This is a genomic window from Plantibacter lichenum (assembly GCF_050587525.1).
Taxonomy (GTDB): domain Bacteria; phylum Actinomycetota; class Actinomycetes; order Actinomycetales; family Microbacteriaceae; genus Plantibacter.
Window position 1 is genome coordinate 164,081 of record NZ_JBOBFT010000003.1, and the last position, 14,125, is coordinate 178,205.

A 14,125-nucleotide genomic window follows, 5' to 3' on the forward strand; every position below is an offset into this window, starting at 1 on the left:
GTCAGCAGGAGGAGAGCGCATGGGAACGATCGTCTACGGGAGCGGATCACGACGGATTGCGATGGACGATCGGGTGCTCGCCCACGTCAAATCGGTCATCGTGATGAAACTGCGCCGGAACGAGTCGTTCACGGTGTCCTGGTCCCGTGACGAGGCCGAGGGCGGAGGCCGGACCTCGATCTGGGTCCACCCGTCGATCGGCTTGCAATTCGAGTTCGATGAGCCGGAGCGACCCGAGCTCAACCGCGACTGGCTCGAGCGGCTCATGCGCGAGGCGAACGCGAACGGCGACCTCCGGATCGTACCGGAGATCGAATCCGTGTAGATCGGCGGGCCGGGCCATCGACGCATCGGCCCGGTCGTGGCCTTCATTCGGACCCCGCTACCCACTGACGTACGCCGACGCAACCCCTTGCCCGAGATCGCGTGGGGGCGAAACATGGCAGTCATGCGGCGATTGCGATATGCGGGTGAAGCGTTCTACGTGAGCGATGCCGTCGGCGCTGCGCTCCTCCAGTACCTTCGAGCGTTGACGAGGGTTGGCGAGGCCGGCGTGGTGAGTCTCCCGGCGCTCACGGACCGTGGGACGCCGACGGAAGTCCAGTTCGTCGCGGGTCCGTCGAGCCAAGCGCTCCTGACCTCGGTGGACGTCGCGTTCGAGGAGCCGGTGAGCGACACCTCGGTGGCGCTGCTCAGGCGGATGACGAGACGGCTGGGCCCTGAACGGGCGTCGACCGTGAGCTCGACGGTCGGTCCTGCGGACGAGAGCGCGAGCGACTTCGACTTCGAATAGGTGGTGCGCCGGGGCGCTCGCGGACGAGCTTCCGGACGAGTCGGGTGGGGCGGGTCCGCGTCCTGTCAGAGCCAGCGCATCGTGTACGCGTCGGCCAGGATCCGGCGAGCCGGTGTCGCGAGCGCGAGCCGGAGCATCGCATCACGGGCGAGCAATGCCGGTCCATGCGCTGGACGACCGAGCGCCATGTTCGCCTCGGCCTGACGTGCTGCTCGCCGTGCTGCGCGCACCCTGCTTGCGCCGACGGCTTCGAGGGCGTGCGTCGGTGACGTCCCCGCCCGCACGCCGCGCGCGATGAGTTCGGCGAACGCGATGGCATCGCCCCAGCCGAGGTTCATGCCCTGCCCGCCGATCGGGCTGATCTCATGGGCCGCGTCCCCGAGCAGGATCACGCGCCCATGGACCATCCGGTGGGCGATCCGCCGCCGGACACCGAAGGCGCTCACCATCGTCGACGTCGTCGGGTCGACTCTGAGTCCTGTGCGCGTGTGGACGAGCTGCGCGAGATCGTCGGGCGTGATGCCGTCGGCGGGTTCATCCGTGCGGACGACGAACCGACGCACACCGTGGGGGAGCGGGAACGATTCGACGACGCCGCCCGGTTCGAGGTGGATGACCGCCGTGCTCCCCGCTCCCGTCTCATCGGCGAAGTCGCCCATGACGTAGGAGTCCGGATAGGTGCGCTCCGGCGCCCGGATGCCGAGGAGTCGGCGCACGAGGCTTCTGGCCCCGTCCGCTCCGACGACGTAGCGTGCCGACGTCGTGACGGGTCTCGGAGACGGCCCGTCCGTATCCGCGGTTCCGACGGCGTGGACGACGGGACCGTCGAACCGGAGCGCGTCCAGTCTGACGCCCATCCGAAGCGCGTCGGGCGTGAGCTCGCTGAGCTTCCGGTTCAGGATCGAGGACGTCGTCGACTGCGGAATCGCCACGATGAAGGGGTAGCGTGCGTCGGAGCGGTCGAAGGAGACCACGCCGAGTTCGCGTCCGCGGCTCGTCGCGATGCCGGAGTGGATGAGCACGGCCTGTTCGAGGAACGCCTCGTCGACGCCGAGCTTCGCGAACGCGTGCAGGGAGGGCGGATGGATGCCGATGGCGCGGGAGTGATCCGACGCCGCCGTTCTGCGCTCCCAGACCTCGACGTCGAGCCCGGACGCGGCGAGGACCGCCGCGGTGAAGGTGCCGACCGGACCTCCTCCGATGACGAGGACATCACGCACGGGCGCTGCCCTCTGCGTCGGCCGGCGCGGAGCCGTCGGAGTCGTGGACGAGCAGGAGGCGGAACGGCAGGCTGCGTTCCACCCGCCAGCCCGCCGGTGCGACGGCCGCGAGTTCGTCGCGACGGTAGCTGCGGCGGATCGAGAGGAGGCCGTCCTGGTGGATGAAGGACCCTCGTGCGAAGGGGAGCGTCGCCGGTGCGTACGCGGCGTAGGCGATGCGACTGCGTTCGATGTCGTTGTGGATGACGCGCCGGTTCGCGAGTGCCGTGCTGTCCGCGAGCACCTGCTGGAGAGCGTCGTCGTCGAGGTGGTGGAGGAGGTGGTTCGACGTGACGAGGTCGAAGGACCGTCCGGCCGAGACGAGTTCGTCGCTGCTCGCCCGAAGGAACGTCACGCCGGGGACGGGCGGCAGGGCGCCCACGAATCGCCCGGCGCGCTCATCGGGATCGATGGCGGTGATGGCGAGGCGCAGTCCGTCGGAGGCCGCCCAGCGGGCCAGAGCGCGTGGCACGTCGCCTCCGCCGAAGCCGATGTCGAGGAGGGTCGTCAGACGATCCGCCGCCAGCAACGGGCGAATGCGCGAGCGGTAGATCCCACGCCAGCCGGAGACGAGCCGGTTGACGGTCATGAACTCCTCGTAGGTGCGCTCGAGGCGAGCGAGATCGCAGTGGGGATCGTCCATCAGTTCGCGCAGCTCGGTCGCCCGTCTGCTCAGGTCGACTCGTGTGGCCTCGGTCGGCTGTGTCGCCGGGGGGGTCATGCGCTGGCTCCTGCCGGCACTGACATCGTCGGTCGTGCCGTGGAGCGCGACGCGCCGTCGACCGCCACCGTTCGTGCCGTGAGCAGCGCCGTCTCGACCGTCAGCCCGGGACCGAAGGCCATGGAGCAGACCCGCTCCGGGAGTTCGGGAGCAGGTCCTTTGAGGATGCGTTCGAGGACGAAGAGCACCGTTGCGCTCGACATGTTGCCGTACTCGGCGAGGACCGCGCGCGAGGGCTCCAATTGCGCGTCGTCGAGGTCGAGCGTGTGCTGGACCTTGTCGAGGATGCTCCGCCCGCCCGGATGGATCGCCCACCGCTCGATCGCGCGGTACGGCGCATCTGCGAGGCCCGGACTGCGCGCGAGGAGCGGCGCGAGCGCCTGCTCGATGTTGTGCTCGATGATCTGCGGCACGTAGCTGCTCAGCACCATTTCGAAACCGTGGTCGCCGATCGTCCACGCCATGTCCGCTTCGCCGTCCGGCACGACGACGGTCTCGAAGGCGTCGAGGTCCAGGACGGTGCTTCCCGCGGGTGCGGGTCGAGCGGTCACGACCGCCGCGGCCGCGCCGTCGGCGAAGACGGAGGAGGCGACGATCGTGTCCGGGTCGTTGGAGGATCGCAGGTGGAGCGAGCACAGCTCGACGCACACGACGAGCACGACGGCGTCGGGGTCGGCGATGCAGAACGTCGCTGCGGCACGGAGCGCGGGGAACGCGGCGTAGCACCCCATGAACCCGAGGTGGTAACGCTGGGTCGAAGGCGATAGCCCGAGTTCGCGGACGAGTACGTAGTCGGGTCCCGGAGCGAAGAATCCCGTGCAGGAGGCGGTGATCACGTGGGTGACGTCCGAAGCGTCGATGCCGTCGGCCCCCTCCAGCGCGCGGCGGGCGGCGCCGAGGAAGAGCTCGGGGGAGTGTTTCGCATACGCGTCGTTGCGCACACCCGTCGGCGGTTGGAGGATCAGACCGTTCGCCGCGTCGTAGAACACGGGGTCCTCGGTTGGATTCGTGAAGGACAGCTCATCGATGACGGTGTGCCTCGTGGTGATCGCGGAGGCGTCGAACGCCGCACCGATGATGCGGGTCCCGAGCCGTGAAAGACCCGGCTGCGCGCTGAAAACCGACTTGACTTCGGACTGGTGGAGGACGGTGTTCGGGACCGCGGTCCCGATCGACCTCACTGTGACGGACATACCGGATTGTAACCCCGCACCTGTTGAACAGAGTGGACGTGGAGCGCGGGGTTGACGCCGGAGGAGCGGTCTGACATGGAACGCGTCGGTTGTCCGGTCGACTGTCCGGTCGGCTGTCCCGTCGACTGCTCCGCCGGTGGGAGCTGGCGGGCGCGGCGTGCGCTGCGAGGCCCGTGCGATCCCTAAGCTGGTGCCGTGTTCACGATGGCGAGACGGCTCGCGCTCTCCTCCCATCCCGGGCCCTCGCTCGCCGTCACCGCCCTCGCCGTCGTGCTCGCCGTCGCCCTGGGCTTCGACGGGTGGCGGTGTGTCCTCGTGGCGCTCGCGATCCTCGTCGGCCAGCTGTCGATCGGGTGGTCCAATGACTGGATCGACGCCGAGCGTGATCGTCAGGTCGGCCGTTCGGACAAGCCCGTCGCACAGGGCCTCATCAGTATCGGGTCGGTGCGCGCGGCGGCCGTCGTCACGGGTGTCGCAACCGTGCCGCTGTCCTTCGCGCTCGGAGTCCCGTCGGCGATCGCGCACATCGTGCTCGTCGCGTCGGGGTGGGCGTACAACCTCGGACTCAAGCGGACAGCGTTCTCCGTGCTGCCGTTCATCGTGAGCTTCGGGCTGCTGCCCGCCGTCGTCACCCTCGCCTCGCCTGTGCCGGCCCTCGCAGCGCCCTGGGCCGTCGGCGTCGGCGCCGTCTTCGGCGTCGCGATCCACTTCACCAACGTGCTCCCTGACCTCGACGACGATCGAACCACTGGCGTACGAGGGCTCCCGCATCGGCTGGGCCGAGTGGCGTCCGGCGTCGTCGCCTTCGTCGCGCTGGCGATCGGCGGTGCGCTCGTCTTCGTCGGTCCGCTGCTCGCGGGATCGGGTGCGCCGAGCGTGTTCTCGGTCGTCGCACTCGTGGTTGTGCTCGGGATCGTCGCCGTCGGGATCCGGCTCGTCGTCAGTCGGCCGCCGTCACGACTGCTGTTCCAGCTCATCATCATCGCTGCGCTCGTGATCGCCGTGCAGCTCGCGCTGAGCGGGACGACGCTCACGGTGTGAGTGCGCACTGGACGGAGCCCGCCGGGCTCCGCATCAGTCGCTCAGTACCAGTTGCGCTCAGTACCAGTTATAGGACTCTGAGTGGGCCCACGCGCCGCAGGGCGCTCCGTACCGGCCCGAGATGTAGCTGAGGCCCCAGTTGATCTGGGTCGCCGGGTTCGTCCGCCAGTCGTCGCCGGCCGAGGCCATCTTGCTGCCGGGGAGCGACTGAGGGATGCCGTACGCGGGGCCCGCCGGGTTGTAGGCGTCGACACGCCAGTTCGACTCGCGGGTCCACAGCCGGAGGAGGCACTGGTACTCGTTGTCGCCCCAGCCGTAGGAGGCGACGGCTCCGCGCGCATAGGCCTTCGCGGCGTCGGGATCGGAACTCACTCCGCCGGGAGGAGCCGGGCTTCCTCCGCCGCCTCCGCCACCTGCAGCCGCGGCGTTGTCCTCGTCCTGCTGGCGCTTCGCCTCGCCGGCGGCGTAGGCCTTCTCGACCTCGGCCGTCGTGTTCTTGAGTGTGGCGAGCTGTGCGTACAGGCGATCGCGGTTGGCCTGCTGTTCGGCGACGGCGGCGTCCGCCGCTTTGATCGCCGCGATGGCCGACTGGTAGCTGGTGTCTGCTTCAGCCGAGAGCCTCGTGCGTTCCGCTTCGGCTTCCGTGGCCTGCTTGGAGAGCGCGGCCGAGGTGTTGCTCGCTGCAACGGCCTGCGCGTACGTCGCACTGCTCGATTCGCTCAATTTGCCGATGGCGCTCAGACGGTAGAGCAGGTCGCTGCTCCTGTTCTTGCCGGACAGGACGATCGCGAGTGATGAATCCGTGCCGCCCATGCGCGACATCTGGACGATGACGCTGCCGGCCTGTCGTTTGGTGGTCGCCGAGGTCGTAGCTGCTGCTGCGGCCTGGGTCTCGAGAGCATCGGTCCGTTCCGTCTGCTGCTCGAGCGCGGCTTTCGCTTCGCCGGCCGCAGCCGCTGTGGCCGTCGCCTCGTCGCCGAGTCTCGCCGACTCCGCCTCGAGGCCCTGGAGCAGCGAGGTGATGCGATCGGTCTCCGCCTGCTGCGTCGCCTCGTTGTTCTTCGCTGCCTGGACTTCGTCCCAACTGGGGTAGTCGTCCGCGTGCGCCGGAGCGGCGATCGAGAGCGCGATGAGGACCGCCGCTCCGATCGCGGTGGCGCGGATCAACGGAGCGCGCATGATTCCAGCCAGACAGTCACCCGGAAAGTGTAACCTCGTTCGTCACATCCGTCACTCCTGTCACACGCATGCCGTGCCGCTGAACAGGGATTTCGCATCATCCTTCGACGGTACGCCTGTTCCCAGGGCCGCTGGGTAGACTCGCCCGAGTGTTGACCGGACTGACTCGACGGACCGTGCTCGCGGCAGGTGCGGTGCTCGCCGCCGCTGCCCTGCTGACGGGCTGCGCGACGAGCTCGGGGCCGACGTCTTCATCGTCTGCGGCACTGACGCCCAGCGCGACGCCCACCCCGGAGTCGGCGGATGCCGTCAGGGAACGACGCGTCCACGAACTGCTCGACGGGTTGACCATCGAGCAGAAGATCTCGAGCATGCTCATGCTGCACGTTCCGGGAACCGACGCCGGTGCCATCCGCTCCTTCGTCGATACGATCCAGCCGGGTGGGCTGATCCTGATGGGCGACAACATGCCCGGGCTCGACGCCCTCCCAGCTCTGACCGGCGCGCTCAGTCCCGACCCGACGGTTCCCCTGCTCATCGGCATCGATCAAGAGGGCGGGACCGTTCAACGCATCGACGAGGACACGTTCGCGAACGCGGAGTCGCTCAAAGCCCTGCCGGCGTTGGATACCAGGACGGCCTTCGCCGGTCGCGGTGCGATGCTTGCGGCCGCTGGATGCAACGTCAACTTCGGCATCGTCGCGGACGAGACCGCGGACCCGTCGTCGTTCATCTACGACCGGGTGCTCGGCACGACGCCGCAGGACGCCGCCGACCGCGTGACCGCCGCCGTCGACGGTGAACGCGGCACCGTGCTGAGCACGATCAAGCACTTCCCCGGCCACGGCGCCGCGCCGGGCGACTCGCACTCGACCCTCCCCTCGACGCCGATGTCGCAGGCCGAGTGGGCGTCGACCGATGCGTTGCCGTTCGAGGCCGGCATCTCTGCAGGCGCCGATCTCGTGATGTTCGGGCACCTCGTCTACTCCTCGATCGACGCGGCTCCGGCATCGCTCTCTCCGGCCTGGCATGACGTGCTTCGGAAGCATCTCGGCTTCGACGGCATCACGATCACCGACGACATGCTGATGCTGCAGCACACGGGGATCGCCGAGTTCCAGGACCCGTCCGAGAACGCGATCCGTGCCGTGCTCGCCGGCAACACGATGCTGCTCTACGTACTCGCCGCGGATCCCGCTGTCTCCGGAGTCGATCCGGCAGTGCTTGTCAGCGATCTCGCGGCCGCGGTCCGTTCCGGTCGCATCCCCGCGCAGCTCGTCGACGATGCGGCGGCGAAACTCCTCGACGCTCGACTCCGCATCGGCGAGAAGCATGCGTCGGGGTCCTCAGCGCCCGCCCCTTCAGGGGCGCCCGTGTCCGGCCGATGAACGACTCCTGAAGATTTTCGGATTCGGGGAATAGGACAGAAGTCGTTGCGTTTGCATAGATTGCGGCGCGGACGCATCGCACGGACTTCTTCATCTGCGGTCCCAACCACTTCATCTACAAGGAGCAACGCATGACCGACATCCTGACGATCCCCGGCTACAAGGTCGGCACCTGGAACATCGACCCCACCCACAGCGAGGTCGGCTTCAGCATCCGCCACATCATGGTCTCCAAGGTCAAGGGCAAGTTCGAGCGCTTCAACGCGACCTTCGTCACTCCCGAGAACCCCCTTGAAGCGACGGTCACGGCTTCGGCCGAGGTCGCATCGGTGAACACCAACCAGGCCGACCGCGACGGACACCTCCGCACGGGCGACTTCTTCGAGGCCGAGACGTACCCGACGATCGACTTCGTGTCGACCGGTGCCCGCGTCAAGGGCGACGACTACCTCGTCGACGGCGACCTCACGATCAAGGGCATCACCAAGCCCGTCACCTTCGAGCTCGAGTTCGGCGGCTTCGGCGGAGACCCCTACGGCAACTACAAGGCCGGCGCGACCGCCGTCGCGAAGATCAACCGTGAGGACTTCGGCCTCACCTACAACGCGGCCCTCGAGACCGGTGGGGTGCTCCTCGGCAACGAGGTCACGATCACGATCGAACTGCAGGCCGCACTCCAAGCGTAAGCCGCGCGCTGCACGGCGGCGATGACCCGAGAGGGCCGGTGGTGAGCGGAAGCTCCCGTCGGCCCTCTCGTCATGTCCGGGTGCCCTTGATGGTCCTGCCGTTGAGTGGCGCAGACGTGTGCTGATGTGTGCGGCCGTCGACCGTTACGGACGCTCCGCCGCGCTGGACTCGTCGCCGTCGTCGACGATCTCGTTCCGGATGCGCCGGAGGTCCTCCATGAGTGATCCGATGAGGATCCAGTGCTCCGGATGCGGCTGTCGGATGATGAGCGGCGCCGTGAGTGCCGGGATCTCCGCCGTTGCGGGCGTGTGGTCCGTCGGTGGCGCATCCGCGACGAGGAGACGGAGATCGTGGCTCGCCCGATGCAGTTCGGTGGCGATCGCCTCGACGGTCGCTTCGTCGTGCAGGGTCTCGTCGTAGTGGTCGTGGAAGGTCCGAGTCATGCCGAGCGTCCTCGTGACGATCGGTTGCAGCCGTTCGAGGAGCGCCTGCTGATGTTCGAGCTCGTCACGGTGTCGTGACCGCCTCGGGTTGAGCATCAGGCTGTCCTGGCCCTGCGAGATCGCTTCGGCCGCCTTGTCGCGCATCGGCCGGAGCGTTCGTGCCCGGGTGAGGAGGTCGGTGAGCGACGTTCCGGTCTGTTCGCTGCGGAGCGCGTCCGCGAGCCGGTCGAGGGCATCGGCGCAGGCGATCGCGAGATCCGCGACGGCCTGTTTCGCCGGGGCGAGGAGGACCGGAGGCACGATGAGGGCGTTGACGATGAGGCCGACGGCCGCCCCGATGAGCGTCTCGAGGATCCGGGCGAACGAGTAGTCGGGTGTCGCTGCGCCGATCGAGAGGACGAGCATCGCGCTGATCGGGATCTGGTTCGCTGCTCCCGGTCCCAGTCTGAGCACCCAGGCGAGCAGGATCGAGAGGACGATCGCGAGGAGCACGATCCAGGCGTTGTCGCCGAACACGAGGCCGATGATCGTCGCGACGATGACGCCCGTGATGACGCCGAGCGTTCGTTCGAGCGCTTTGCCGAACGACTGGTTGATGCTCGGTTGCACCACGAGCAGCGCTGCGACGGCTGCGAACACCGGGAGTTGCTGGGGGAGCAGGGTGATCGCGATCGTCCATGCGAGGACCGCCGACAGCGCCGTCTTCAACACCTGCAGGATGGGCAGGCGAGACCTGGTGCGGATTCTCGGGACGACGCTCACCCCACAACTCTAGGACGGTGCGGTGTGAGGGCAGTGAACGCTGACGGCGCGGTTCTCCCTCTCTCGTACGGCGCGTGCCGGTCACTGAGCATGTCGAAGTGCACGACCCCAACCTCGCGGGACCGCACCGTTCGACGCGGAAGGACCGGACGTGCTGCTACAGCTTGTCGACGAGCTGATCGAGCAGGCCGGCACCGTTCGGCGCGAACACCCACGTGGCTGCGCCATCGTCGAGCTCCGGCTTCGAGCGACCTCCGGCGAGCACGGCTTCACCGGCCGACAACTGACGGATCGCCACGGCGCTCACTCGGTCGGGGTGCGCACGTTCGAACTCGCGGTAGAGCGATTCATCGTGCTGACCGTCATCGCCGACGAGCAGCCACCGTACGTTCGGGAACTCCTCGGCCAACCGGGCGAGGTTCGTCTGCTTGTGCTGACGGCCGCTGCGGAACCACCGGTCGTGGGTCGGACCCCAGTCGGTGAGGAGGAGAGCCCCGGACGGATAGAGGTTCCGCGACAAGAAACGAGTGAGCGTCGGAGCGACGTTCCACGCACCGGTCGACAGGTAGATGACGGGAGACCCGGGGTGATCACGAACCGTCCGCTCGAGGAACACCGCCATCCCCGGAACCGGAGTACGTGCGTGCTCGTCCAAGACGAAAGTGTTCCAAGCGGCAACGAGGGGGCGGGGGAGTGCCGTCACCATGACCGTGTCATCGACGTCGGAGATGACACCGAAGCGAATGTCCGGAGCGACGATGAAGACGGGAGCCTCGATGGGTTCCGAACCCTCGGAACTGAGTGTGATCGTGTGCCAGCCGGGCTCGAGGGCGACCGGAACGCGAACGTCGACGATGCCACCGCGATCGCCCGAGACCGTGTGCGTTGTTCCGTCGACCTCGACGGTCACGATCGGATCAGCGACGCTCAATGCGAAGAAACTGCGCCACCCGCGCACCTTCTGCTGCGGTTTCGAACCGATCTCGCCCGGGTAGGTGAGGACGACACGCGCGAGCACACGGATCCACTCGGTCGAGCCGTACCCGGTGAACGGGATGACGGTCGCGACACGACCACGCTTCCGGGCTCGACGTTGTCGCCACAGCTGCACGGCGTCTTCGATACGGGCTGCACGGTGCCGGATCTGAGCGCCGGCGTCCGATCCGGATTCGGGTCGTTCGGATGCCTTCACCACACCAGTCTTCCATGATCTGGCGGGCACCCGGGGTCGGGAGATGAACCCGACCGTGTGCAGTGTCACGCAGTCGGTCCGGACGGTGCGCTCGGCTCGTCCGGCTCCTCCATCGTGTTGGCGTCACCGTCGCCCGCTCGCTGCATGTGACGCTCCTGGCTGCGTTCCAGCACCTTCTTCACGATGAGGGCGACGACGAGGAACACGGCGATGATGGCGACGAAGATGTACCCGGCCCAGTGGAGGCGATCCGACAACTCGCGATAGCTTCCCGCGGCGATGGCGCCGACGGACACGTACGCGCTGGCCCAGATGATGCACGCCGGCGTCGTCCACGCGATGAACTTGCGGTAGCTCATGGTGCTCATCCCGACCGTCAAGGGGATGAGGGAATGGAGGACGGGAAGGAATCGGGAGACGAAGACGGCGATGCCGCCACGGCGATCGAGATAGTGCTCAGCCCGCGTCCAGTGTTGTTCGCCGATGCGTTTGCCGAGCTTGCTCGCGCGGATCTTCGGACCGAACCATCGACCGAGCCCGAACCCGATGCTCTCACCGATGAGGGCTCCGACGATCACGACGATGATCATCGCGATCCATTGGAACGCACCGGAGACGCCGGTGCTCGCGACGATGACGACGGTGTCGCCGGGGACGATGAGACCGATGAGGACCGAGGTCTCGAGCATGATGCCGATTCCGGCGAGGATCGTCCGCGTCACCGGGTCGACGCTCTGGACGAGGTCGAGCAGCTGGGTGAGCAGGTCGTTCATCCGTCAGAGCCTACCGGGAGGAGCTGTTTTCGAGCCTGGTGAACATGCACGATCCGCGTCTTTCCGCGAGCGTTTTCGTACACGATTTGATCCGTGTTTCCGCGGATGTGAGTGTGGTCTGACCACAGTGGAAATCGGGTGTAGTCTGGTGCCGACGACACGGGGCGAAGCCACGGAGATGACCACTCCGCCAGGGCCGGACCGTTCGCCATACCGCCACAAACGGATGTCGCGAAACTGGAGTGTTCATCGTGAACGATTTGCTCGACCCCCTACTGCTCTCGCGTTGGCAGTTCGGCCTCACCACCGTTTACCATTTCCTCTTCGTCCCACTGACGATCGGCATGGCAACGACGGTCGCCATCTTCCAGACCGCCTGGGTGCGCACCGGCAAGCTGCACTACCTGCACCTCACCCGGTTCTTCGGGAAGATCTTCCTCATCAACTTCGCGATGGGCGTGGTCACCGGAATCGTCCAGGAGTTCCAGTTCGGGATGAACTGGTCCACCTACTCCCGCTTCGTCGGTGACGTCTTCGGCGCACCGCTCGCGCTCGAGGGTCTCCTGGCGTTCTTCCTCGAAGCGACGTTCATCGGTCTCTGGATCTTCGGATGGGACAAACTTCCGCAGAAGGTGCACCTCGCGACCATCTGGATCACCGCAGCCGGTTCGATCCTGTCGGCGTACTTCATCATCGCCGCGAACGCGTTCATGCAGAACCCGGTCGGCTACACGCTGAACCCGGAGCGCGGTCGAGCAGAGCTCACGAGCATCTGGGAACTGCTCACGAACAAGGTTGCACTCGCCGCCTTCCCGCACACGATCTTCGCGTGCTTCATGGTGTCCTCGGCCGTCATCATCACGGCGGCGGCCTTCCACCTGGCGCGGGGCCAGCACGTCGAAGCGATGCGACCGGCACTCAAGTTCGGCCTCTGGACGATGATCATCTCCGGCGGTGCGACGTTCCTCGCGGGCGACTCGCTCGGCCTCGCGATGGTCGAGACGCAGCCCATGAAGATGGCGGCCGCGGAAGCGCTGTACAACACGGCGACGGGAGCGAACGCGTCCTTCTCGATCTTCACCCTCGGAACGCCGGACGGGGTGCACGAGCTCTTCTCGATCCGGATCCCGTACCTCCTCTCGTTCCTGTCGACGCACACGCTCAACGGAACGGTCGAGGGCATCAACGACCTCCAAGCGCAGTACACGACCCTGTACGGTCCCGGCGACTACACGCCAATCATCTGGGTCACCTACTGGGCGTTCCGTTGGATGATCGGCCTCGGTATCGCATCGGTGCTCGTCGCCGTCGCCGGACTCTGGTTCACCCGCAAGGGCCGCGAGCCGAAACGGTGGATGTGGAAGATCGCCGTGTGGGCCTTCCCGCTACCGTTCCTCGCGATGACCGTCGGCTGGGTGTTCACGGAGATGGGACGCCAGCCCTGGATCGTCTTCAGCCTCCTGAAAACGGAGGACGCGGTCTCGCCGAACACCACAGGACTCGACGTCCTCATCTCGCTCATCGCCTTCACCGTCGTCTACGGCAGCCTGGCCGTCGTCGAGTTCGGTCTCATCGTGAAGGCGATCAGGACCGGCCCGGAACCGGTCGAGATGCCACCACCAGGCGATGACGACGACACGCGTCGCACCGCCCCGGCCCTCACCGTCTACTAGGAGCGACTCATGGACCTCACCATCCTCTGGTTCTGGATCATCGCCGCCCTCTTCGTGGGCTACTTCGTCCTCGACGGCTTCGACTTCGGCGTCGGCATGTCCATCCCGTTCCTCGGCAAGGACCAGACCGACCGACGTGTCCTCATCAACACGATCGGCCCGGTCTGGGACCTCAACGAGACCTGGTTGATCGTTGCCGGAGCCTGCCTGTTCGCTGCATTCCCCGAATGGTATGCAACGTTGTTCAGCGGGTTCTACCTCCCACTGCTGCTCATCCTGCTCGCACTCATCATCCGTGGCGTCTCGTTCGAGTACCGGCACCAGCGTCCGGAATCGAGCTGGAAAGCACGGTTCGACCTCATGATCATCGTGGGCTCGGCACTGCCGTCGTTCCTCTGGGGCGTCGCGTTCGCGAACATCGTGCAAGGTGTGCCGCTCGATGCGGGTCACAACTTCACCGGGACGATCTTCACGCTCCTGAACCCGTTCGGGATCCTCGGAGGGCTGACGACGCTGCTCCTGTTCTTCACGCACGGAGTCGTCTTCGTCTCGCTCAAGACGGAGGGCGACATCCGGGAACGCGCACGCAAGCTCGCGATCCGTTCCGGCGTCCTCGCGATCGTCGTCGCTGCAACGTTCCTCGTCTGGACGCTCCTGGCGCACTTCTCGCTCGGTGTGCTCATCTTCGCGACGGTTGCAGCGCTCGCGCTCATCGGCTCGTGGTTCGCGAATCTCAGGGGACGTGAGGGCGTCGCGTTCACGCTCATGGCGATCACGATCGCGGCGGCCGTCCTGACGCTGTTCTCGGCCCTGTTCCCGGCGGTCATGCCGGCGAGCAACGACCCCGCGAACAGCCTCACGATCGCGAACGCATCGTCGTCGCCGTACACCCTGCAGATAATGTCCTGGACGGCTCTCGCGTTCTTGCCGTTGATCGTCGGCTACCAGGCGTGGACGTACTGGATCTTCCGGAAGCGCATCAGCCGGAAGCACATCGAAGCCCACGCGCACTAGCCTGTCA

14 protein-coding genes are annotated in these 14,125 nt (G+C 66.9%); 7 read left to right on the forward strand and 7 right to left on the reverse strand.

The features are described from left to right. The first annotated feature begins 19 nt into the window (after nucleotides 1-19). Entirely contained in the window at nucleotides 20-325 is a 306-nt protein-coding gene (locus tag ACQ3HB_RS06120) for a DUF7882 family protein (protein WP_430918698.1), read from the forward strand. 114 nt (nucleotides 326-439) lie between these two features. After that, nucleotides 440-793 carry a hypothetical protein gene (locus tag ACQ3HB_RS06125; RefSeq protein WP_430918700.1) on the forward strand — a complete coding sequence of 118 codons (354 nt, stop codon included), beginning with the start codon at nucleotides 440-442 and terminating at the stop codon, nucleotides 791-793. Nucleotides 794-858: 65 nt separating this feature from the next. Here the strand turns inward: ACQ3HB_RS06125 and ACQ3HB_RS06130 are convergent, their stop codons facing one another. Genes ACQ3HB_RS06130 through ACQ3HB_RS06140 form a run of 3 tightly spaced genes read right to left on the reverse strand, consistent with a single transcriptional unit; the run spans nucleotide 859 to nucleotide 3,966 of the window. Further along, entirely contained in the window at nucleotides 859-2,013 is a 1,155-nt protein-coding gene (locus ACQ3HB_RS06130) for an FAD-dependent oxidoreductase (protein ID WP_430918702.1), read from the reverse strand. Continuing rightward, nucleotides 2,006-2,773, reverse strand: a complete 768-nt coding sequence (locus tag ACQ3HB_RS06135; protein ID WP_430918703.1) for a class I SAM-dependent methyltransferase — start codon at nucleotides 2,771-2,773, stop codon at nucleotides 2,006-2,008. Before ACQ3HB_RS06135 ends, ACQ3HB_RS06130 begins: the two co-directional genes overlap by 8 nt. Next, on the reverse strand, nucleotides 2,770-3,966 hold the full coding sequence (locus ACQ3HB_RS06140; RefSeq protein WP_430918705.1) for a type III polyketide synthase: 1,197 nt from the start codon (nucleotides 3,964-3,966) through the stop codon (nucleotides 2,770-2,772). The genes ACQ3HB_RS06135 and ACQ3HB_RS06140 overlap by 4 nt, the downstream gene beginning before the upstream one ends. 204 nt (nucleotides 3,967-4,170) lie before the next feature. Between ACQ3HB_RS06140 and ACQ3HB_RS06145 the strand changes: the two genes are divergently transcribed. Beyond that, nucleotides 4,171-5,007: a UbiA family prenyltransferase gene (locus ACQ3HB_RS06145; protein WP_430918922.1), complete on the forward strand. Its 837-nt coding sequence runs from the start codon at nucleotides 4,171-4,173 to the stop codon at nucleotides 5,005-5,007. A 57-nt stretch (nucleotides 5,008-5,064) separates the two neighbouring features. Here the strand turns inward: ACQ3HB_RS06145 and ACQ3HB_RS06150 are convergent, their stop codons facing one another. Further along, nucleotides 5,065-6,186, reverse strand: a complete 1,122-nt coding sequence (locus tag ACQ3HB_RS06150) for a coiled-coil domain-containing protein (RefSeq protein WP_430918707.1) — start codon at nucleotides 6,184-6,186, stop codon at nucleotides 5,065-5,067. Between the two features lie 149 nt (nucleotides 6,187-6,335). On the opposite strand from ACQ3HB_RS06150, the gene ACQ3HB_RS06155 reads away from it, so the two are divergent. Both ACQ3HB_RS06155 and ACQ3HB_RS06160 read left to right on the forward strand, forming a co-directional pair. Then, a complete protein-coding gene (locus ACQ3HB_RS06155; protein ID WP_430918708.1) occupies nucleotides 6,336-7,574 on the forward strand; it encodes a glycoside hydrolase family 3 N-terminal domain-containing protein in 1,239 nt (412 codons plus the stop codon). 131 nt (nucleotides 7,575-7,705) lie between these two features. Next, nucleotides 7,706-8,260 (forward strand): YceI family protein, encoded by a 555-nt coding sequence (locus tag ACQ3HB_RS06160; RefSeq protein ID WP_430918710.1) that lies wholly within the window; start codon nucleotides 7,706-7,708, stop codon nucleotides 8,258-8,260. Nucleotides 8,261-8,404: 144 nt separating this feature from the next. On the opposite strand, the gene ACQ3HB_RS06165 is transcribed toward ACQ3HB_RS06160, so the two are convergent. The 3 genes from ACQ3HB_RS06165 to ACQ3HB_RS06175 all read right to left on the reverse strand — a co-directional run bounded on the left by ACQ3HB_RS06165 (nucleotide 8,405) and on the right by ACQ3HB_RS06175 (nucleotide 11,431). Further along, on the reverse strand, nucleotides 8,405-9,466 hold the full coding sequence (locus ACQ3HB_RS06165) for an FUSC family protein (RefSeq protein ID WP_430918712.1): 1,062 nt from the start codon (nucleotides 9,464-9,466) through the stop codon (nucleotides 8,405-8,407). A 157-nt stretch (nucleotides 9,467-9,623) separates the two neighbouring features. After that, entirely contained in the window at nucleotides 9,624-10,658 is a 1,035-nt protein-coding gene (locus tag ACQ3HB_RS06170) for an App1 family protein (protein ID WP_430918714.1), read from the reverse strand. Nucleotides 10,659-10,723: 65 nt separating this feature from the next. After that, nucleotides 10,724-11,431: a DedA family protein gene (locus ACQ3HB_RS06175; RefSeq protein ID WP_430918715.1), complete on the reverse strand. Its 708-nt coding sequence runs from the start codon at nucleotides 11,429-11,431 to the stop codon at nucleotides 10,724-10,726. A gap of 251 nt (nucleotides 11,432-11,682) precedes the next feature. Between ACQ3HB_RS06175 and ACQ3HB_RS06180 the strand changes: the two genes are divergently transcribed. Both ACQ3HB_RS06180 and cydB read left to right on the forward strand, forming a co-directional pair. Continuing rightward, entirely contained in the window at nucleotides 11,683-13,104 is a 1,422-nt protein-coding gene (locus tag ACQ3HB_RS06180; protein WP_430918717.1) for a cytochrome ubiquinol oxidase subunit I, read from the forward strand. 9 nt (nucleotides 13,105-13,113) lie between these two features. Beyond that, on the forward strand, nucleotides 13,114-14,118 hold the full coding sequence (cydB, locus tag ACQ3HB_RS06185) for a cytochrome d ubiquinol oxidase subunit II (protein ID WP_430918718.1): 1,005 nt from the start codon (nucleotides 13,114-13,116) through the stop codon (nucleotides 14,116-14,118). Nucleotides 14,119-14,125: the final 7 nt, after the last annotated feature.

What these genes read in the sequence shown, in the direction of transcription:
- ACQ3HB_RS06125 (WP_430918700.1), top strand. Translation starts at nt 440, where the DNA reads ATGGCAGTCATGCGGCGATTGCGATATGCGGGTGAAGCGTTCTACGTG.
- ACQ3HB_RS06160 (WP_430918710.1), top strand. Translation starts at nt 7,706, where the DNA reads ATGACCGACATCCTGACGATCCCCGGCTACAAGGTCGGCACCTGGAAC.
- ACQ3HB_RS06150 (WP_430918707.1), bottom strand. Translation starts at nt 6,186, where the DNA reads ATGCGCGCTCCGTTGATCCGCGCCACCGCGATCGGAGCGGCGGTCCTC.
- ACQ3HB_RS06120 (WP_430918698.1), top strand. Translation starts at nt 20, where the DNA reads ATGGGAACGATCGTCTACGGGAGCGGATCACGACGGATTGCGATGGAC.
- ACQ3HB_RS06135 (WP_430918703.1), bottom strand. Translation starts at nt 2,773, where the DNA reads ATGACCCCCCCGGCGACACAGCCGACCGAGGCCACACGAGTCGACCTG.
- ACQ3HB_RS06140 (WP_430918705.1), bottom strand. Translation starts at nt 3,966, where the DNA reads ATGTCCGTCACAGTGAGGTCGATCGGGACCGCGGTCCCGAACACCGTC.
- ACQ3HB_RS06175 (WP_430918715.1), bottom strand. Translation starts at nt 11,431, where the DNA reads ATGAACGACCTGCTCACCCAGCTGCTCGACCTCGTCCAGAGCGTCGAC.
- ACQ3HB_RS06145 (WP_430918922.1), top strand. Translation starts at nt 4,171, where the DNA reads ATGGCGAGACGGCTCGCGCTCTCCTCCCATCCCGGGCCCTCGCTCGCC.
- cydB (WP_430918718.1), top strand. Translation starts at nt 13,114, where the DNA reads ATGGACCTCACCATCCTCTGGTTCTGGATCATCGCCGCCCTCTTCGTG.